Annotated in this window: 17 protein-coding genes; 9 read left to right on the top strand and 8 right to left on the bottom strand. The window is 61.9% G+C overall.

Going from position 1 to position 18,864, the window contains the following annotated elements; all coding sequences use genetic code 11:
- Nucleotides 1-68: 68 nt before the first annotated feature.
- Both ACZ89F_RS29215 and ACZ89F_RS29210 read left to right on the top strand, forming a co-directional pair.
- Nucleotides 69-896, top strand: a complete 828-nt coding sequence (locus ACZ89F_RS29215) for an SDR family NAD(P)-dependent oxidoreductase (protein WP_476095540.1) — start codon at nucleotides 69-71, stop codon at nucleotides 894-896.
- Between the two features lie 195 nt (nucleotides 897-1,091).
- Entirely contained in the window at nucleotides 1,092-2,408 is a 1,317-nt protein-coding gene (locus ACZ89F_RS29210) for an O-antigen ligase family protein (RefSeq protein WP_476095538.1), read from the top strand.
- Nucleotides 2,409-2,597: 189 nt separating this feature from the next.
- Here ACZ89F_RS29210 and ACZ89F_RS29205 read toward each other — a convergent pair whose 3' ends face one another.
- Both ACZ89F_RS29205 and ACZ89F_RS29200 read right to left on the bottom strand, forming a co-directional pair.
- A complete protein-coding gene (locus ACZ89F_RS29205; protein WP_476095536.1) occupies nucleotides 2,598-3,863 on the bottom strand; it encodes a polysaccharide biosynthesis/export family protein in 1,266 nt (421 codons plus the stop codon).
- A 100-nt stretch (nucleotides 3,864-3,963) separates the two neighbouring features.
- Nucleotides 3,964-4,641 (bottom strand): sugar transferase, encoded by a 678-nt coding sequence (locus ACZ89F_RS29200; protein WP_013528120.1) that lies wholly within the window; start codon nucleotides 4,639-4,641, stop codon nucleotides 3,964-3,966.
- A gap of 533 nt (nucleotides 4,642-5,174) precedes the next feature.
- Here ACZ89F_RS29200 and ACZ89F_RS29195 point away from each other — a divergent pair.
- On the top strand, nucleotides 5,175-5,519 hold the full coding sequence (locus ACZ89F_RS29195) for an exopolysaccharide production repressor exox (RefSeq protein ID WP_476095534.1): 345 nt from the start codon (nucleotides 5,175-5,177) through the stop codon (nucleotides 5,517-5,519).
- A gap of 13 nt (nucleotides 5,520-5,532) precedes the next feature.
- Here the strand turns inward: ACZ89F_RS29195 and ACZ89F_RS29190 are convergent, their stop codons facing one another.
- The 6 genes from ACZ89F_RS29190 to ACZ89F_RS29165 all read right to left on the bottom strand — a co-directional run bounded on the left by ACZ89F_RS29190 (nucleotide 5,533) and on the right by ACZ89F_RS29165 (nucleotide 11,467).
- Nucleotides 5,533-7,377 carry an ABC transporter ATP-binding protein gene (locus ACZ89F_RS29190; protein WP_476095533.1) on the bottom strand — a complete coding sequence of 615 codons (1,845 nt, stop codon included), beginning with the start codon at nucleotides 7,375-7,377 and terminating at the stop codon, nucleotides 5,533-5,535.
- Nucleotides 7,378-7,385: 8 nt separating this feature from the next.
- The gene (locus ACZ89F_RS29185; RefSeq protein ID WP_476095531.1) at nucleotides 7,386-8,372 is read right to left on the bottom strand and encodes a phosphoenolpyruvate carboxykinase (ATP); all 987 of its coding nucleotides are present in this window, start codon (nucleotides 8,370-8,372) and stop codon (nucleotides 7,386-7,388) included.
- Nucleotides 8,369-10,354 (bottom strand): lasso peptide isopeptide bond-forming cyclase, encoded by a 1,986-nt coding sequence (locus tag ACZ89F_RS29180; protein ID WP_476095529.1) that lies wholly within the window; start codon nucleotides 10,352-10,354, stop codon nucleotides 8,369-8,371. Before ACZ89F_RS29180 ends, ACZ89F_RS29185 begins: the two co-directional genes overlap by 4 nt.
- A complete protein-coding gene (locus ACZ89F_RS29175; RefSeq protein WP_476095527.1) occupies nucleotides 10,351-10,728 on the bottom strand; it encodes a lasso peptide biosynthesis B2 protein in 378 nt (125 codons plus the stop codon). The genes ACZ89F_RS29180 and ACZ89F_RS29175 overlap by 4 nt, the downstream gene beginning before the upstream one ends.
- A 139-nt stretch (nucleotides 10,729-10,867) precedes the next feature.
- Nucleotides 10,868-11,182 (bottom strand): PqqD family protein, encoded by a 315-nt coding sequence (locus ACZ89F_RS29170; RefSeq protein WP_476095526.1) that lies wholly within the window; start codon nucleotides 11,180-11,182, stop codon nucleotides 10,868-10,870.
- Between the two features lie 132 nt (nucleotides 11,183-11,314).
- Nucleotides 11,315-11,467 carry a lasso peptide gene (locus ACZ89F_RS29165; RefSeq protein WP_476095524.1) on the bottom strand — a complete coding sequence of 51 codons (153 nt, stop codon included), beginning with the start codon at nucleotides 11,465-11,467 and terminating at the stop codon, nucleotides 11,315-11,317.
- Between the two features lie 520 nt (nucleotides 11,468-11,987).
- Between ACZ89F_RS29165 and ACZ89F_RS29160 the strand changes: the two genes are divergently transcribed.
- The 6 genes from ACZ89F_RS29160 (at nucleotide 11,988) to ACZ89F_RS29135 (ending at nucleotide 18,851) form a co-directional block, all read left to right on the top strand.
- Nucleotides 11,988-13,118: a nucleotidyltransferase family protein gene (locus tag ACZ89F_RS29160; RefSeq protein WP_476095522.1), complete on the top strand. Its 1,131-nt coding sequence runs from the start codon at nucleotides 11,988-11,990 to the stop codon at nucleotides 13,116-13,118.
- A 73-nt stretch (nucleotides 13,119-13,191) separates the two neighbouring features.
- Nucleotides 13,192-14,214, top strand: coding sequence for a glycosyltransferase (locus ACZ89F_RS29155; protein ID WP_476095520.1), 1,023 nt, complete (start codon nucleotides 13,192-13,194; stop codon nucleotides 14,212-14,214).
- Between the two features lie 291 nt (nucleotides 14,215-14,505).
- Nucleotides 14,506-14,901 carry a hypothetical protein gene (locus ACZ89F_RS29150; protein ID WP_476095518.1) on the top strand — a complete coding sequence of 132 codons (396 nt, stop codon included), beginning with the start codon at nucleotides 14,506-14,508 and terminating at the stop codon, nucleotides 14,899-14,901.
- A 152-nt stretch (nucleotides 14,902-15,053) separates the two neighbouring features.
- Nucleotides 15,054-15,917 (top strand): endo-1,3-1,4-beta-glycanase ExoK, encoded by an 864-nt coding sequence (gene exoK / locus ACZ89F_RS29145; protein ID WP_476095516.1) that lies wholly within the window; start codon nucleotides 15,054-15,056, stop codon nucleotides 15,915-15,917.
- A gap of 67 nt (nucleotides 15,918-15,984) precedes the next feature.
- Complete coding sequence (locus tag ACZ89F_RS29140) at nucleotides 15,985-17,316, top strand: UDP-glucose dehydrogenase family protein (RefSeq protein WP_476095514.1); 1,332 nt, start codon at nucleotides 15,985-15,987, stop codon at nucleotides 17,314-17,316.
- A gap of 92 nt (nucleotides 17,317-17,408) precedes the next feature.
- Nucleotides 17,409-18,851 carry a GMC oxidoreductase gene (locus ACZ89F_RS29135; RefSeq protein ID WP_476095512.1) on the top strand — a complete coding sequence of 481 codons (1,443 nt, stop codon included), beginning with the start codon at nucleotides 17,409-17,411 and terminating at the stop codon, nucleotides 18,849-18,851.
- The last annotated feature ends 13 nt before the right edge of the window (nucleotides 18,852-18,864 follow it).

The raw sequence follows: 18,864 nt of genomic DNA, 5'->3' as shown, positions 1-18,864 counted from the left end.
CGCCGGTGTGATTGCCAAATCCGGTCGGGCCTGATTGCCTGCCCGGAACGAAGCGGAGACCGTGCGCCATGAACAACCTTTCCGGCCGCAGTGCCATCGTCACCGGCGGTTTCTCGGGTATGGGCTTTGCCATTGCGACTGCGCTGGCTGAGGCCGGCGCCAACGTTGCCGTCGGCTCCTACATCGCGCCGCTCGGCTCCGACAGATCAGATGCCGCCTACTATCCCGGTGCGGACGAGATCGAGCGCGTGCGTGCGGCTCTTGCAGCCCACGGAACCAGGGTGCATGCCGCCCATCTCGACGTGCGCGACAGCGACGTCACCAACCGTTTCGCGGCGGACGCCGAAGCGGCCATCGGCCCCGCCGACATTCTGGTCAACGCCGCCGGCACCACGGCCGAGCAGCCGGTCTGCGGCCATTCCGACGCGCTGTGGGACAAGATCGTCGACACCAATCTGACCGGCGCCTTCCGCGTCACGCGTGCCGTGCTGCCGGGCATGATCGAGCGTGGCTGGGGCCGCATCGTCAATATTGGCTCGACCGCCGCTTCGGTCGGCTGGAAGGACAACCCGGCCTACTGCGCCTCCAAGGCCGGCCTTCTCGGCCTCACACGCTGCGTGGCGCTGGAAGGGGCGGCGCACGGCGTCACCTGCGTCATGATCAGCCCGACCTGGGTCGAGACCGAACTGATGCGCCGCAATGTGGCGCAGGTCGTCGAGCGCGAAGGCAAGGGGCGCACGCCTGAGGAAGCCATGGCCGAAATCGCCAGGGGCAATCCGCAGCAGCGCATGCTGCAGCCTCAGGAGATCGCGGCTCTGGCGGTCTTCCTGTGCTCTGATCTGGCCAAGGGCATCACCATGGAGAACATACAGATCACCGGCGGAGCCCTGTGGTAGCGTCTCGGACGTGGCTGATCTCTCCGCAGATGCCTCGCTGTAAGACAAGGTGACCGGATTTGCCATTGAGCAACGGGCGCGATAGGTTATATTGCACTGCACAATGGAGACGCCGTTTATTGCACGCCCATGTTTGCGAAGATTCCGGCCGGCTCATGGCTTGCCGGCCTTGGGTCGTGTCGGCGGGACTCTGAGATGAAGATTCCAAAGTCCCTGCTGGTCGATCCCGAGAAGAACTCGGTCTATGGCGCCTTCGCCGTAGCCGTCTCGATCTGGGCGTTTTCCTATTCGGTCATTTTCGGCCAGGTGCTGATCCTGGCCTACTATGCGGTCTGGCTTCCGCTCATCCTGGTCGACTACCGGCGGTTCCTGCGGCATCTGTCCAGCGCCTGGCTGCCACTGCTGTTTGCGGCCTATGTCTGCTTCTCGGTTTTCTGGTCGCAGGCGCCCGGCGTCACCGCGAGGACGTCGGTCCAGTACTTTTCTCATATCGCCTGCGCTTACGTAGCTGCCCGCACAGTCAGCGTGCGCACATTGACCATAGGGGCGCTGGTCGGGATATTCGTCGTCCTCATCTATTCGCTGAAGGTCGGGAACTATTCCGAGGATGTTCTCGACGGCACCGTCAACTTCGTGGGAGCCTTCGCCTCCAAGAACCAGATCGGCTTTGTCGGCTCGCTCGGCATCTATTTCTGCGTCGTCTTCCTTGCCTTCTACAGGCGCGGCCGGCTGAGCCTCATCCTGGCGGTGCCCGTCGTGCTGCTGTCGGCCTATGTGCTGGTCGTTTCGCATTCCGCCACCTCGATGGCCTCGATACCGGCGGTTCTGGCGCTGGTGGCGCTTCTTGCCATGAGCAAACTTCTGTCACGACGCTACCGCCGGGTGATCTTCCTGATCGGCGCCGGCCTGCTGGTCGTGACTGCCTTCGTCGCCTTGAATCTCGGGCTGATGGACTTCGTCCTCGGCCTCTTTGGCAAGGATTCGACACTCACCGGGCGGACCTATCTGTGGGAGCAGGGCTGGAACGCGGTGCAGAAATCGCCGATTCTCGGCGTCGGCTATGCCGCCTATTGGGTGCAGGGCTTCGCCGAAGCCGAGCGGCTTTGGAACGAGTTCTACATCACCACCCGCACCGGCTTCCATTTCCACAACACCTATATCGAGGCCCTCGTCGAGCTCGGCTTCGTCGGGGCGACGCTGGTATCGTTGATCATGCTGCGCACGCTCTACGGCCACGTTTCAGCGGTGATCTTCAGGACATGGCAGGCGGATTCGGTGATCCTCTTCGGCGTGATGGTGCTGCTGCTGATCCGCTCCTTCGTCGAGGTCGAGATACTCAACCCCTACATCATGGGCTCTTTCCTGATGTATTTCAGCTTCTTCAAGCTGGCGCGGCTGCCCGTTAGCACCCGCACGCGGCGGTCGCAGGCCCTGGAGCCGGCGGATGCGGCGAAAAGAGAGGCGGACTGGTCCCGGCACGCCGGCCGTCCAGCGGCAGCCGGCCCGTCATAAACTATCATCTCGCGACTCAACGGAGAGGCCTTCCCTTGATCAGGCATGTGCTCGGAAGGGAAGCCTCGATCCCGAGGCGGCTATTACAGTTTCCGCAGGGAGGTGTTCAAAAAACTGAGCCAGAGCCTCATCCCGATTCTATCGGCGCGAGGCTCTGGCTCGAAACACTGGATCGTGTTGGAAGTCAGGCTACTGGCTGGCCAGCGGCGCCAGCTTGACCTTGATCACATCGCCAGGCAGCACCGGCGTCTCTTCCTTGGCAGCGATTTCGCTGGTCTTGCCGTCGACATTGCGCACCAGTGAATAGAGCAGAGTGGGCTGCTGATCATTTGTCATAGCGGCCGTCGTCGCGGGATCGGTGGCCTGGGCGATCAGGCCTTTCTGCATATTCGCCTTCAGCGCGGCCTCGTTCAGGTCGGCTTCGGTCTGCTGCCGGTCAGTGGCGAGACTTGAACTCAAGGTGTTCTGAGCATCGATGGCGTCCTGCTTCGCCTTACTGATCGCCTGCTTGGCGGTGAGGATGGCGGTTTCATAGTCCAGGATCTTGCCCTGCAGGTCGGCGACCGACTGCCGCGAATCCAGTAGTCGGGCGTTGGCGATCAGGCCTTTCTGCGCCAGCGGGCCAATGCTGGCGAGTTGCTGCTGTGCCAGGTCGACCTGCTGCTGCTGGTTGACGATCTTCTTCTGCAGCGATTCGATCTCGGATTCCAAAACCCCTTTCAGATCGTCGAGCGCTTCAAGTTTCAGCTTCAGCGCCTTTTGGTCCGCCGTCAGGATCGTCATCTCGTCCGCGACGATGGCTGGCAGTCTCGGATCGCCCTCGACCTCCTTAGGCACGTCGAAACTCGCCTTGCCGGCCATATCCGCGTCGATGCGGGCGCGCCTGACGATCAGCCGAATGCGCTGGTCGTCGGAGACATCGAAGTTGCCCTTGGCGGTAACCAGGTCCTTGCCGAGTTGAGGCCCGTAGTCGGCGTTTCGCCGGATGCCTCCGGCGACGCTGATGGCCTTCAACACTGTCAGGTCGGGCACATAAGGAAACTGGCCGGGGTTTTGGACTTCGCCCGAAATGTAGAATGGCCGGAACTGCGCCATTTCAACAGAGGCTTCCGGCTTGTCTGACAGAGCGAGCTTTTTCTGCAGCGCCTCGCCGATCGCCGTTGCGATTTCGGAGGTGGTCTTGCCGGATGCCGGCAATTCGCCGGCGAACGGCACCGACAGCGTGCCGGATGGGCCGACCGTGTACTCGCCGTTCACCGCCGACCAGTCACGAAATGTGCCTTCCACGGTCTGCCATTCGGCGACGCGGATGGTGAGCTTGTCCTGCGATCCGAGGCGGTAGTCGCCGGCAGCCGCGATGTGGGGGATGACGAGCGACACGGCAAGGCATGTGGCCAGCAAACGCGCCCGCCGCAGGCGGCCGGAAACCGGGCCGCTGCGAAAGGCTTCGAACATATCTGTTTTCAACTGAACGTTCCGATCCGCTTTAGCCCCATCGCCCGATGAGCTTGCGTCGAATGGCCGGCGCCAATGTCTGGCATTGGCCAAAGGCTGGTCAGTAAGAGCCGCGCGACATCCACACGGCCGGGACAGTCTTGATGATGATGCGAACGTCTTCGAACAGCGACCAGTTCTCGACATAGTGGCGGTCGAAGGCGACGCGGCTGTCATAGGACACATCGTTGCGGCCGCTGACCTGCCAGAGGCCGGTCAGCCCCGGCCGCGATTTCAGGTAGTAGACGGCGGATGTGCCATAGATCTCCAGTTCGTCGCGCACGACCGGACGAGGGCCGACAAGGCTCATGTCGCCCTGCAGGATGTTGATGATCTGCGGCAGCTCATCGAGGCTGAGTTTCCTCAGCACGGCTCCCACGCGGGTGACGCGTGGGTCGTTCTTCAGCTTGCGGGTCGCGATCCATTCCGCGTTGGCGTCCGGGTTGGTGGCGAGATAGGCTGCCAGCACCTTGTCGCCGTCGGGAACCATGGTGCGGAACTTCAGGCAAGGAAAAATCCGACCGCCGCGGCCGATTCGCCTGTGGCCGTAGAAAATCGATCCGCCGTCGGAAAACTTGACGAGCAGTGCTATCATGACAAACAGCGGGCTGAGGGCGATCAAGCCAATCAGTGAACCGGTGATATCGAAGCTGCGTTTGAGCAGGCCGCCGATCGGTGGCGGAAAATCGATGTCAGCCTGCGAAAAGCTCGCCGTGGCCGACTTGGCAACGTCCCTCATGCCGTAAACTCCATGCGTTGAACGAATGGTTCACCACACGATACCAAAAAAATGCTGCAGCGCAACACACAATTTCCCACCCCGTTGAAATAGTCGCGTCATGAATTGACTAAATAATAAGCTAGACATGCACAAATTTCGAGATATTTAGCACATTTGTGACAATAAACGGGCAGCGCTGAAAAAATAAGGACCTTTTTGGGGCGGTTTTTAGGCGGGCCTACCTATCTGTCGAGATGCGGTGCACGTTAGTGCTTTAGCGCGCCATGATACTTGGGAAAAACCATATAAAATACTACTTAATATTGCCCATTCTACTGAAAAGCGCGGATGGCCGGAGATCGGCTTGAATCCGGTCGAGTGCATTGCACCATGGCAGAGTCGATTGCAAAAGCTCAATCAAAAATATCCGCAGTTGCCCTTGCCGCCTACTGCTCGCCTTAATAGAATTGCAAATTATACCTGTCAGAGTAGCGACAGGTATAAAAGGCCGGAAGCAACCGGTCGAGAGTGGGCGACCTTAACAAGCCCACATGACAAGGGACGGCGCTCGGGTGGGGCAATCGTTAGATGTACCCGAGCCGGTTTATGGGCTGTTGGGTATGGCACTTCCAAAATTCATCCTCGGGATGATTTTCGCTTTGGCGATCGTCGTCGGCTGGTCGTTGCTGGGCGGCGCGTCGATAGGCACAATTCTGCTGCGCGTCATCATCTGCGCCGTGGTCATTCAGGCGGGCTATTTCGTGCTCATCTATGCCATGATCGCCAGGAGCGCGCCCACGCCGGCCGACATGGCTCGTGACGCTGAACGAAAACTGAATGCGCCCGAGGTGGCCGAAGGCGAGAAGCTGGGCAACGCCAGGCGCAGCCTGCACTAACCAGCGCCCGGCCTCAGGCGACATTGGCGGGTTCGGTCTCCGACTGTTCACCCGACAGCATCCTCGACAACCGGCTGCCGGCTTTTTCCTTCAACCGCTGATATTGGCCGACCTCGACGATACGGCCGTTTTCCATCGCCACCACCCAGTCGGCGAAGGCGATCATCGATGGCCGGTGCGCAATGGTCAGGATCGTCATCGTGCCGCGCAATCCGTCGATCGACCTGGCGATCAGCGACTGGTTCTGCCAGTCGAGCGCGCTGGTGGCCTCGTCCAGGATGAGCAGCGATGGTTTGCGCAGCAGCGCGCGCGCAAGCGCGATGCGCTGGCGTTCGCCGCCCGAGAGCCGCACGCCGCGGTCGCCGACCACCGTCTCTAGCCCGAGGTCGAGCCGTTCGACGAACTCGCCGGCGTGCGCCGAGCGCAACGCTGTCCACAGCTCGTCATCGCTGGCTCGCGGCGCGGCAAGGCGCAGGTTCGCCGCGATCGTGTCATGCAGCAGGAATACGTCCTGCGGCACATAGGCCACCTGGTCGCGCCAGCGGCGGCGATTGCCGGCATCGATCTCGACACCATCGACCAGCATTTTGCCGGCGGTCGGTTCGAGCAGGCCGAGCAGCATGTCCGCGATCGTGCTCTTGCCTGATCCGGAAGGGCCGATCAGGGCGGTGACCTTGCCTGCAGGCAGGCCGAAGGTGATGCCGGTGACCACCGTCCTGGCGGGGTCGTCGCCATAGAAGAAGGAAACATCCCTTACGTTGAGCCCGGTGGTGAGCGACAGCTTGTCGCCTTCCCCGGCTCCCGCCTCGTCTGGCTCGCGTTCGGCGTCGAACCGTGCCTGCAGGCCGCGCATCGCCGTATAGGCGGGCAGATTGATCAGCACCTGCTGAGCCTGTGTCTGCATGTCCATGAAGCGCGGCGCGATGCGCATGAAGACCAGGAGCAGGACGACGATCTCGGCCAGCGACAGGTTGAAGCGGACCAGCGCCACATAGATGAACAGGCTCAAGCCCACGACGCTCGCCACCTGGAACACCGCGGTGCCGATGGTGCTGTTGCGCACATAGTCGACATTGTCAGCCTTCATCTTTTCCAGCGTCGATTGCAACTGCGCGAAATAGCTGTCCTCGACGTTCAGGCTCTTGGCCACCTTGATGCCGCCGAGAAATTCCGAGACCGTCCGGTACTGATCCTGGCGATTGGCGGTCAGCACCCGGCCAAAGGCAGTGGCCCGCGTCCGGAAGGGCTGCAGCGCCACGAACATCAGGATGCCGATGACGACGGCAAACAGCGTCATGACCGGCGAGATGAACATGGAAATCAGCAGATAGCCGGCCAGGAGCACGGCGATCTGCACCAGCATCAACAGCGAGAAGGCAGCGCCCTGGACGCGATCGATGTCGCCGGTCAGGGCGTGGTCGAGATCGGAGCTGCGCATGCGCGTGAAGACGCCCCAGCGCGCCTTGCCGATGCTCTCGAACAGGTTCATGCGCACGCGGTTGATGAAATCGAACAGCAATTTGGCCATGTAGACCGACTTGAAGCGGTTGAACGCCGCCTGCACGGCAACAAGCCCGACGAGCGCGCAGAGCACCGTGGTGAGTTGCAGCGTGCCGTCGGGCACCAGCCAGCGCACGAGATCATTGCTCGGCAGCCTGACCGAGAAATCCTGGTCGGAGCGTCCGACCAGATGCAGCAGCGGGATGAGCAGCAGGATGGAGATGCCCTCGGTCAGGCTGCCGAGGATGAGGAAGATCAGTGCCGTCCAGGCGCGCCGGCCGCCGATCTGGGCAATGGCGGCGCCGAATGCGGCAATGTCTCGAAACAGCGACAGGCGAAGGATTGAGGACTTCGACATGATTGCGCTCACGACCGCCGACTGCCAGCCGCCAGATCCCTTTCGACCAGATGCACAGCCTCGCCGATCCTGTCCAGGCCCGTCGGGACTTCCAGCCGGCACACGCCGACATGGTTAGCAATCCATGAACATTGCCGAAGATGCGTCGCCGCGAAATCGTCGGACAGGGCCGCGCGGCCAAAACGTGTCACATAAGAAAATTTGATGATGGCCGGCAGGGCGGCAATGGCGGGCAAGGGCGTGATGTGAGCTTTTTCGCCGCGCTCGAGAATATAGATGCTGGTTGCCGGCACCTTGTCGCCGGAAAAGCCGCCGTTCAGGCGATGCTGCACCTTGTCGATCGCCGGATGCACTTGCGGGCGCACTTCCGCCTCTCCTAGCGAGATCGCCGCCGCCGCGTCGGCCGATAGCTTGATCTGCGGAAATCCCGGAACGATCATCGGCTCGCCCGGATCGGCGAGGTCCAGCGCCACCACGTCATCGGTAAGCAGTTGATGTCCGGCCCGGATCATCGCGCTTGCCGTCGTCGACTTGCCGGCACCCTTGTCGCCCATGAAGATGGCGCTCGTGCCGGCGACGGCAACGGCGCTGGCATGCAGGACCAGCAGGCCGCGCCGGTGCAGCAACAGCGCCATGACCGGACCCAGGAGCGGAAACGCGATCAGCGTGTCGTCGACGCCCGGCGCCGGCTCGATGTCGATGCGGCGGCCATCGCTGATCAGGAACGCGCCGACGGCATGCCAGGCCAGATATTGCCGGTCCGGCTCGAAGCGGAACTCGGTCGCGGCCTCGGGCGAGGGCTTTGGCAGGTCGATCGCGCCGACGGCGATCACGACATCTGCCGCCCCCGGCGCCGCCGGCTCCAGTTCGGGCAATGTCACCTCGGACGCGATGGTCAGGCCATAGGCCCGGTAGAAGCGGCGTTCCCGCACGACCCGGCCATGCGGACGGCGGTGATCATTGTATGCGGCGAGCGGCTCGTTGCGAGGCATCATGCGGGGCTCCCGCTGTGCTGAAGTTGCCGCAGCCAGAGCGACAGCGAGGCCGAGCGCCAGACATACTGGACATCCAGCGGGGCTGCCTGATCCGGCTGGCGCAAAAGCCGCGCATAGGCAGCAGTCACCTGAGGCAGATTGACGTAGGGCGCGATGCGGCTCGCATCCGAGACCAGCAGCTGTTCGAGGAGGTCGCGGTGGTTGCGCAGCATGCCGTTGACGAGATTGGCGGTGAAGTCGATCTTGTCGCGCCGCCACTGAACCGCCGCCGGCAGGACGCCTTGCATGGCGCGGCGCAGCACATAGCGGCCAAAGCCGTGGCTCAGCTTCTCCTCGCCCGGCAGCGCCAGGCAGAACTCGACCAGCGGCTTGTCCCAGAAGGGGTAGCGTGGCTCGACGCCGAAATTGGCCGCGGCCTTGTCGAGAACCTCGAAAGCATGCGGGACATAACCGTTCGACAGGATCCAGCGATGGCTCAAGGCGTCGCTGGCCTGGACGCCGGGCGGCATATAGCCGGCCCGATGGAACCGGTCGACAAGCTCGGTGCGCCTGGCCAGATCCGGATTGATCAGGTCGCGCCAGCTTCGGCCGCGCGGCGCTTGCGCCGGCTTGCGGATCTTGTTCAGGGCACGGTTTGCCAGATGTCTCAGTCTGGCGACACGCCAGGCCGGCCCGTAAAGGGTTAGGAACTGGAAATACAGGCCAAGCGTGCTGTCGCCATAGGTGTTGGAGGCACTGCGGACCTCGCGCCACAGATCCATCCATCTGCCGGCATTTGCAAGCTCGTGCAGATGGCCGTGGCCTTGGGAAACGACCTCGTCGCCGCCATGGCCGTCCAGCAGTACCTTGATGCCCTTGGCACCGGCCGTCCGGTAGATGCCACGAGTGAGCGTCAGGCCTGGGGCCAGGAACATTCCCTCCTGTTCTTCCAGCACGCGTTCGAATTCGGCGAATGGCGCATAGTTGTCGACCGGGATCAGCGTGGGGTCAAACTGCTGCTGATCGAGGACGGCATCGATGAAGGGCCGCTCGTCCATCGGCGAGCCCTTCTCGAAAATCAGCGAGAAGGTGGGCAGCTTCGGCTTGCGCGCGGCGGCATTCTGCAGGCCGGCGACACAGGCGATCGACGAGGAATCGAGGCCGCCGCTCAGCATCGCGCCGACCGCCTGACTTCCCCGCATGCGATTGCGCACCGATTGCGAGAACAGATGGGCGAATTCCTCCGAGGCATCCGACCGCAAGGGCCGCGCCGACGGCTCGATCTGCCAGTAGCGGCGCAGCACCACCTGTTGCGCGGTGACGGTGAGGCTGTGGCGGGCCGGCAGGCTGAATACATCGCTGTAGGGAGTAGACTGCGGGTCGTCGGGAAGCCCGGCCAGGAACCCGGAAATCTGGTGCTCGCTGATACGTGTGCCGACCCCCTCGACGCCCAGGATAGGGCCGATCTCCGAGGCAAAGGAAAAACGCTGGTCCGCTGCGTGATAGTAGAACGGTTTGACCCCGAAATGATCGCGCGCGCAAAACAGCGATTGCCGCTCGCCGTCCCAGATGGCGAAGGCGAAATCGCCTTGCAGATGCTCCGTGCAGGCTTCGCCCCAGCGCAGATAGGCCCGCATCAGCACGATCGCGTCGGCGACCGAAGGGTCGCGGATGCCGAGCCCGGCCAGCAGTTCCTCGCGGTTGTCCAGCCGGCAATCGGCGGTGATGGCGAGCCTGCCGCCAGCCATCGTCAGCGGACCGGGCCCGGCTTCATCCGTGGTGTTGAGCCAGGCGTGGCCAAGCGCGATGTTGGCGTCCAGCCACCACGAACTGCCGTCGGGGCCGCGATGTCGCATGCGGGTCAGCATCTGCTGGATGTCGGCTGCCGCGACCGCCGGTGCGGATTCGCGGACCGCTGATGCGTGTCCCCGGACCGCTGATGCGTGTCCCCGGACCGCTGATGCGTGTCCTCCGCGCAGCAGAATTCCGGCGACGCCGCTCATCGGCTACCGTGATCGACGAGATGAGCGAAACCGTCGATCGATCCGCCAAGCACGATGTGGTTATCGCTGACCAGCCAGGCATGTGCTTTCAGCTGCTCGCCCGTGCCGCGTTCGATGCCGATGCGTATCTTCGATTCATTGCCCTGGCGGGCGAGAATGTACTGACCCGAAAGCGCCTGGGTCAGGCACGTGGCACAAGGGACGAAACGGGCCGCGGCTGCAACGCCCCAGGCGACACGCCGCAACTCGCCCATCGAGGCGCACTGACGCGCGTCGAGTCGCGTCACCAGGCTGCGGACACGGTTGTAGGAGAGCAGCGTCAACCCCAGCCGAACCGCGGCGACCACCAGCAGGCAGCGGCCAAGGAAGATCATTTCCGCGCCGCTCAGGGAGAAAACCCTGAACGGACTGCGCCGGCTTCCCCGACGTTTCGTCTGCCTGGGGCTTGTTTCCGTCGCGGGTTCCTGTGGCAAGACCATGGCCCGCGAAACCATGCTCTTGTGCGGAACCGGCTTAGACAAGTGCCTCATGATGCAGCCTCGCAAGCCCATTGTCGGCTAGGCCCTTCAGCAATGCGTCGACATCGGCCTGGCAGCGCTGCGGGTCGACATTGTAGCGTGCAAGCACGGCACTGCGGATGTCGGCGATCGACCTGGGTTCCTGGATCAGCTCCCAGACGAAGGCACCGACGCCGTTCAGGCTGTAATAGACATTGGATTTGAGATTGAGCAGCGCCAGGCCATTGCCGAACTCGCAAGCCACGGCATCCTTGGTCGCACTCACCAAATCGTGGTCGGCCAAATCGTGGCCGGACAGCTTCCAGTTCATCCCAAAACCTCGCTTACGATGCGCACGGGCAGTTCCAGGCAACGAAAATGGAGTCGGAGGTTTTGGCCCCCGACCCTCTTATGTTTTTGAGTCCAGAGTCCCAACGTGTCACTCTGGAAAACTGCGATAGGCTCAGGAGAACGTCAGGTCGCCGATGGGCGTGTGCGCGGGGAACGATACGTCGATCGCCGTGCTGCCGCCGCCGCCCTGGGTGATGGTTTCAATCGAACCATGCACCGTCAGGCTTGGCGTTTCGTATTCATGCTTTTCAACATTCTGTTCCATTTTACTCTCCGATAAGGACTGGAAACGGCCTGTCGAGTGCCGTCAGCACGTACATGCTGCAGCGCAATAGCTGCATGGCAGCATTTATGAGTCAAGCCTGATTTACCAAGCGTTAATCAATTACGGGTTGCGGGCGTCACCATATGTGTGAGCCATGCCTAAAACCTGACTTCATTTCGAGCTGATTCCTTGTGCATAAGGGTCGTGGCGACGTCGATTCTTTAAGCATTTGATTTTGCTTGCATAAAATGTTTGCTTAGGCGCCTCTTTTTTAGGCGTTGCTAATGCGAAGAATCTTATTTGGCAAACCCTTGCTGAGGATCGGCTGAAAGCGCGTTGGCGGGAATGTTTCAACTGCACTTTTCACCACCTTTTAGCCGATGTCGATAAACGCGATGGTTGTAAAATTCCGCACTGCAAAAGGAAAGCCTTTACGGCATCGAGGTTTTTGGTGATGCTTGCTTCGCACTTGCAGCATAAGCGTCGCGCAAACTGCTTTCTTTGGGAGACTGTGCGCTAAATGGCCTTGCCGGATGGTTCATACGAACGATTGCGCGCCGCCGACTGTGCCGACGAGGTCGCCTATGTGCAGGCCTGCTTGCGGTTGTATTTCGCAGGACCGCGCGCCGCCGCCGGCGACGTGTCGATGCCTGGCCTTGCCGGTGCCAACGTTGCCGACATTGCCAGGCTGAACAAGGTCGCGACCTTTGTCCTCAAGGTTCTGTCTCGCGCACCAGCGCAGGAAAGGCCGCCGGAGCTTTTTCAGTGGCTCGACACCTACCGCCGGAGAACGGTGTCGATGAACGCGTCCTGCATCATGGATTCGATGGCTATCCATGATGTGCTGCGCGCCAACGAGATCGATTTCGTCTTTCTGAAGGGCCCGTTCCAGCAGCAACTGCTCTATGATGACCACTTCATGAAGCCCTCGGGCGATGTCGACATCCTGGTTTCGCCGGTCGGGTTTTTCAGGGCGCGTGATGCGCTTCGCACGATCGGATATGAGGTCGCAGGCAAGTCGCGCTCGGTTTGGTGGGTCCGCTTCCTCGGCGAACAGCACATGACCCGCGGCGACGGCCCGAAACCATCCACGGTCGATCTTCATTACCGCCTCCAGCAACCCGGCTCCCCGAGCCCGCGTGATGCGGACGGGTTTCTGCGGCGCAAGCGACAGGTCGAAATCGCCGGTGCGACGGTACCGTTCACCTCGGTTCCCGATACTTTGCTTTTGTCCTGCATCAGCGTCGCCAAGGCGCTTTTCAACCGCGAACCCTGTGCGGGTTACGTCTGCGATATCAGAGCCAGCGCCAGCCGCCTCGACGAGGCGGATCAGCAGCGTGTGCTTGATGCCGCAACCGCTCAGGGACTGGATGACACGCTGCTGCTTGGCCTGCGCGCCGCCGATGTGCTGCTCGGCGGTGCCGGCACACTGCTGTCGGAGCGGGCGATCCCGATCCTGTCGCGCATTGGCAATGAGGATCTGCTCAGCATGGTCATCGCGCCGTGGCTGCCGTCGCTGCGCTGGCCACAGCGACGAACGGTGCTGTGGGAACTGTGCGGCCGCGCGCCGGTCCGCTATCTGGCCGAAGCCGGCTGGGCGGCGTCCGCCGACATTAGCCGCCGTATCTTCGAGCGGCCAGGCAGTCGCTAATGGCAATTCTATCGGGCATCGAATGAGTACGGGGCGAGGGCAAATCGATATCACCTGTACGAGAGGCAAATCCATGTCGATGACGAAATCCGAGGTCTGCGTGATCATCGCGGCAAAAAACGCGGCAGCGACAATCGCTGTCGCCATCGCGTCCGCGTTGCGCGAACCGGAAGTGGCGGAGGTCGTCGTCGTCGATGACGCCTCCACCGACGACACCGCTGATGTCGCGCGATCCGCCGACGATGGCAGCGGGCGGCTCACGGTGATGCGCCTCGACGTCAATCGCGGCCCCTCCTTTGCCCGCAACGCGGCGATCGCCGGCTCGAAATCGCCGTTCATCAGCATTCTCGACGCCGACGATTTTTTCCTCGAAGGCCGGTTTAACAGCCTGTTTGCCGGCGCCGATTGGGATTTCGCGGCCGACAACATCATGCTGATCAGGGATGATGCGACAGGCGATGCGACGAAAATCGTCGCGCCTAAATTTGCCGCCGATCCGGAATTCCTCGATTTCGAGCGCTTCGTCGAAGGCAACATCTCGAGGCGGCGCGTGCAGAGGGGCGAACTGGGCTTTTTGAAGCCGGTGATCAGCCGTGCCTTCCTCGATCGTCATGGCTTGCGCTACGACGAGAGCCTGCGGCTGGGCGAGGACTATGAGCTCTACGCCCGCGCGGTCGCCCGCGGGGCGCGGTTCAAGGTCATTCGCTCCTGCGGCTACGGCGCCATCGTCCGCGCCGATTCGCTGAGCGGCCGCCACAAGACGCAGGACCTGAAGCGTCTGGCCGATGCGGATCTGGCGTTGCTGGCGATCGACAGCCTGCCGGAAGGCTCGAAAGCGGTGCTGCGGCGACATGAGCGGCACGTGCGCGACAAGTATCGGCTGCGCAACTTCCTCGACGTCAAGGCCGAGCGGGGGCTGGTATCGGCCGCGGCTTACGCTTTCGCCAGCCAATCCAACCTCGTCCCCATCGTCCAGGGCGTGGCTTCCGACAAGCTTGAGGCGCTGTTTCGCCGTGTTGGCCTTGTGTCCAGGCAAAAGCATGTGCCGCCGCTGCGTTTTCTGATGGCCGGAACCAGCACGGGCAAGGAACGTTGAGAGCGGTGCCGGACGCCTGCGGTTTGTCCGCAGGGGCACAGTCATCACGCAAACCATTTCGGCCGGATTTATGAGTTTACGAATTGGGTGGTTGCCTCGCGGCTCCGACGATGGCAGTCTATGTTGCGGTGCAGCATATTGGACGACCAGCCGAACTGGCCCCCGATCGGATTGGTCTGATGTCTCTCCTTCAAAGAAGCAGGACAACGCAACACGAGTTTTTTGAGCCCCGGCTGCGGGGATCGGCCAGAAGCCCGGCGCATAAGCCGGCGATGACAGGAATCTGAGTTCATGGCCTCGATATTTGGTTTCAGATCAAGGGATCCGGCCCGCGACCGGCAGGCCGATGTTTCACGTCTCGATCGTCTGGCAAAGCTGTTCGAGCAGATCGCGTCCGAGATCGAGGCCGAGAGGGTCGGGCTTGAGAATCGCTACCGGACGACGTCGACCAACGCCGCCTTCCTGGTCGAAGCGATGGAAAACGGCTCGGCCTCCGACCGTCGGTCATCCGAAGTCAGCGCACTGACGACGTCGATCCTGAATTGCGAACGCCGCATCGCGGCGCTGTCGCGCCAGGACGGCATGATGAAAGAGCTCCGTCATTCGCTGGATATGGTCTTCGACGAGAATGCCTCCTCGGCCGCCACGGCCGAATTCGCCAGGCCGGCAGGCACCGGCAGAGGTTGAAAGTGGAAGCCAGGAACTGTTGCAACGGATTTGATGCGAGGCAGGAAAAGCAATTCGAGAGGGTCACAGAGGAGGTCAAGGTTGGCCCCGTTCAGGAGCGGTTCGAATGTCGACTTTGGGTTGGGGATGAACAGCGCAAAGGTGAGTTTGGTATGAATTCGAATCCGAGAACTACGTCCACGACTGCAATTGACGCATCGCCGTTCGCGCAGCGGACCGGGCAAACCGGCCGGCGGCGACTGGTTTTGCTCGGTGCGTTGCTGTTGGCCGCTCTTGGCAGTTCCTTGGCAACCCCTTCCCATGCCCAGGACATTCCGACATCGCCGTCCTTTGTCGACGATTTCAAAAGCTTCGATCGTGCGCGCTGGTATGTTTCCGACGGCTGGAACAATGGCAGCCATCAGAATTGCACCTGGTCGAAGGGACTGGTCAGCCTGTCGGACGGGGTGCTGTCGCTCGGCTTCGAGAAGCAGAAGCTGAAAGACCGAGAGTTTGCCTGCGGCGAGATCCAGACCAAGCAGCGCTTCGGCTACGGCACCTATGAGGCACGGCTGAAGACCGATACCGGCTCCGGCCTCAACGCGGCGTTCTTCACCTATATCGGCCCCACCGACAAGCAGCCCTGGGACGAGATCGACTTCGAGATCCTCACCAAGGACACCTCCAAGGTGCAGGTCAATGCCTATATCGCCGGCAAGGGCAAGAACGAGAAGCTGGTCGACGTGCCGGGCGGCACCGAGAACGCCTTCAACGACTACGCCTTCGTCTGGAAGAAGGACAGCTTGAGCTGGTATGTCAACGGCAAGCTGGTGAACACGATCACCGACCCGGCGAAGCTGCCCACTCATGCGCAGAAGATCTTCTTCAGTCTTTGGGGCAGCGATACGATGAAGGGTTGGATGGGAGCTTTCGCCGATCCAGGCCGCAAGCTTTCGCTGCAGGTCAAGCGCGTTGCCTTCACGGCGCTCGGCGAACCCTGTCAGTTTCCGGAATCGCTGGCATGCAGCGTAAAGTAGTTGGGAAAGTCGATTTGAACTGGCCGGGCCGAAAACGGTCCGCCGCCTTGCATGGGAACGAAACCGAATGAATTTGACGGTGTTTGGAATTGGCTATGTCGGCCTCGTGCAGGCGGCGGTGCTTGCCGAAGTCGGGCACCAGGTGGTGTGCGTCGACATCGACGCCGCCAAGGTCGAGCGGCTCAACCAGGGCCTGGTTCCCATTTTTGAACCCGGGCTGGAAAACCTCGTCAAGGAGAACCATGCCGCCGGCCGCATCAAGTTCACCACCGATGCCGCCGCTGCTGTCAGGCATGGCGAGATCCAGATGATCGCGGTCGGCACGCCGCCCGGCGAGGACGGCTCGGCCGACCTCAAATATGTGCTGGCCGTCGCCGAGACCATCGGCCGCGAGATGGACAAACCCAAGATCATCGTCGGCAAGTCGACGGTGCCGGTCGGCACCTGCGAAAAGGTCAAGGCCAGGATCGCCGAAACGTTGAAGAAAAGAGGCCGAGAGGACCTCAGCTTCGACGTCGCCTCCAATCCGGAATTCCTCAAGGAAGGCTCCGCCGTCGCCGACTGCATGAAGCCGGACCGCATCATCGTCGGCACCGACAGCGAGGCGACCGAGGCGGTGATGCGCGAACTCTACGCGCCGTTCAACCGCAACCACGAGAAGATGATCGTGATGGACGTGCGCAGCGCCGAATTCACCAAATACGCCGCCAACTGCATGCTGGCGACCAAGATCAGCTTCATGAACGAGATGGCCAATCTGGCCGAGCAGCTCGGCGCCGACATCGAGGAAGTCCGCAAGGGCATCGGCAGCGATCCGCGCATCGGCTACCATTTCATCTATCCCGGTCTTGGTTATGGCGGCTCGTGCTTCCCGAAGGATGTGCGGGCGCTGATCAAGACCGCCGAAGGCGTCAAGTTCGACGCCAAGTTGCTGCGTGCCGTCGAGGAGCGCAACAACGCGCAGAAATCGGTTCTCTTCGACAAGGTGGACCGCTATTTCAAGGGCAATCTCAAAGGCAAGACCTTTGCGCTTTGGGGCCTGGCCTTCAAGCCCAACACCGACGACATGCGTGAGGCTCCGGCGCGTGTGCTGATGGAAGCGCTGTGGAAGGCTGGTGCCAATGTGCAGGCCTATGATCCCGAGGCGATGCAGGAATGCCAGGCCATCTACGGGCTGCGCGACGATCTGCTTCTGTGCGGCACCAAGGAGGCGGCCCTGCGCGGCGCCGATGCGCTGCTGATCGCCACCGAATGGAAGAGTTTTCGCGCGCCCTCCTTCGACGCGATGAAAGACGCGCTGATCACGCCGATCATCTTCGATGGCCGCAACCTCTATGACCCCAAGGTCATCGCCCGCCACGGCATCGAATATCACTCGATCGGCAGAATGGCGGCATGAGACCGGGCCGGGACAGACGGATGCAAGACCGATCCGTAGACCGCCGACGGGCGCCAGGACTGAGCGCGTATTTCTGTGTGGAGTTGTAGCTGATGGTGCTGGACGTAAAGCCAGAACAAATCACCAAGGATCATTTCGATCTCGTCGCGATCGGTTCCGGCTTCGGTTCGGCCTTCTTCCTGCATGAGTTCGCCAAGCGGCGGAAGGCACGCATCCTGGTGCTGGAGTGGGGGCGCCACAACACCCATGAATGGCAGCTCGAGCAGAATGCCAACACCGACATCGACGACGAGACGACCTACAAGACCAATTCCGACAAGCCGTGGAATTACACGATCGGACTGGGTGGCGGGACGAACTGCTGGTTCGCACAGACGCCAAGGTTCCATCCCAACGACTTCAGGCTGAAAAGCACCTATGGCATCGGCAATGACTGGCCGATCAGCTATGACGACGTCGAGCCGTTCTACTGCGACGCCGAAGACATCATGTCGATCTCCGGCGACCCCGACATGGCGGCGATGCTGCCGCGCTCGAAGCCGTTTCCGCAACCGCCGCATCGCATGTCGACACCGGACCGGATGATGAAGGCGGCGCAGCCCGGCCAGCATTTCGTCATGCCGACCGCGCGGGCGAGGGTCCCCACCGCGCAGCGCACCTCGTGTTGTGCCAATCTGCGTTGCTGGCTGTGTCCGGTCGACGCCAAATTCACCGTCAACAACGGGTTGATGCATGTCTTCGAGCATCCCGACGTCTCGGTCTGTCTCGGTGCGGAAGTGCGCCGGCTCGATCACGTCGGCGGCGCGGTCCGTTCGGTCACGTTCACGCATGACGGCAAGGAATACCAGGTCAGCGGCGACCTCTTCATTCTCGGCGCCAATGCCATCCAGAGCGCGGCGATCATGCTGCGCTCCGGCCTGGGCGGCGAATTCGTCGGCCGCGGCCTGCATGAATCCTACGGCTGGAATTTCGAGGTTTATCTCGACGGCGTCGACAATTTCGACGGCAGCACCATCACCACCGGCCTGAATTTCGGCCTCTATGACGGCCCGCACCGATCGGAGCATGCGGCGGCACTGGTCTATTTCGAGAACCGCTGGCAGCACGGAATGCGTGCTGAAAAGGGGCGGCTGCGCCAAGCGCTGCCGCTTGTCGTGGTCACCGAAAACCTGCTCGATCCCGAGAATTTCGTCACGCTTGACGCGGATGAGAATGCCTTCGTCAGCTTCAAGGCGCCATCCGACTACGCGGTGAAGGGCATGGCGCGCGCGCTGGAGAAATTGCCGGACCTTTTGGCGCCGCTGCCGGTCGAAAAGCTCTTCGACCGTGGCATCCGGCCGACCGAATCGCATGTCCAGGGCACGCTGAGGATGGGCACCGGCCCGGCCGATTCGGTGATCGACAGCGGCATGATCCATCATCAGCTGAGAAATCTGGTCGTCGTCGGCACCAGCACCTATCCGAGCTGCTCCTGCGCCAACCCGAGCCTGACCGCGGCAGCGCTGTCCTTGCGGGCGGCGGGCCGGATCGCGTGAAAGGAGGTATCGG

Source organism: Mesorhizobium sp. USDA 3734, from assembly GCF_056279665.1.
This window is presented reverse-complemented; position numbering and strand designations above follow the sequence as displayed.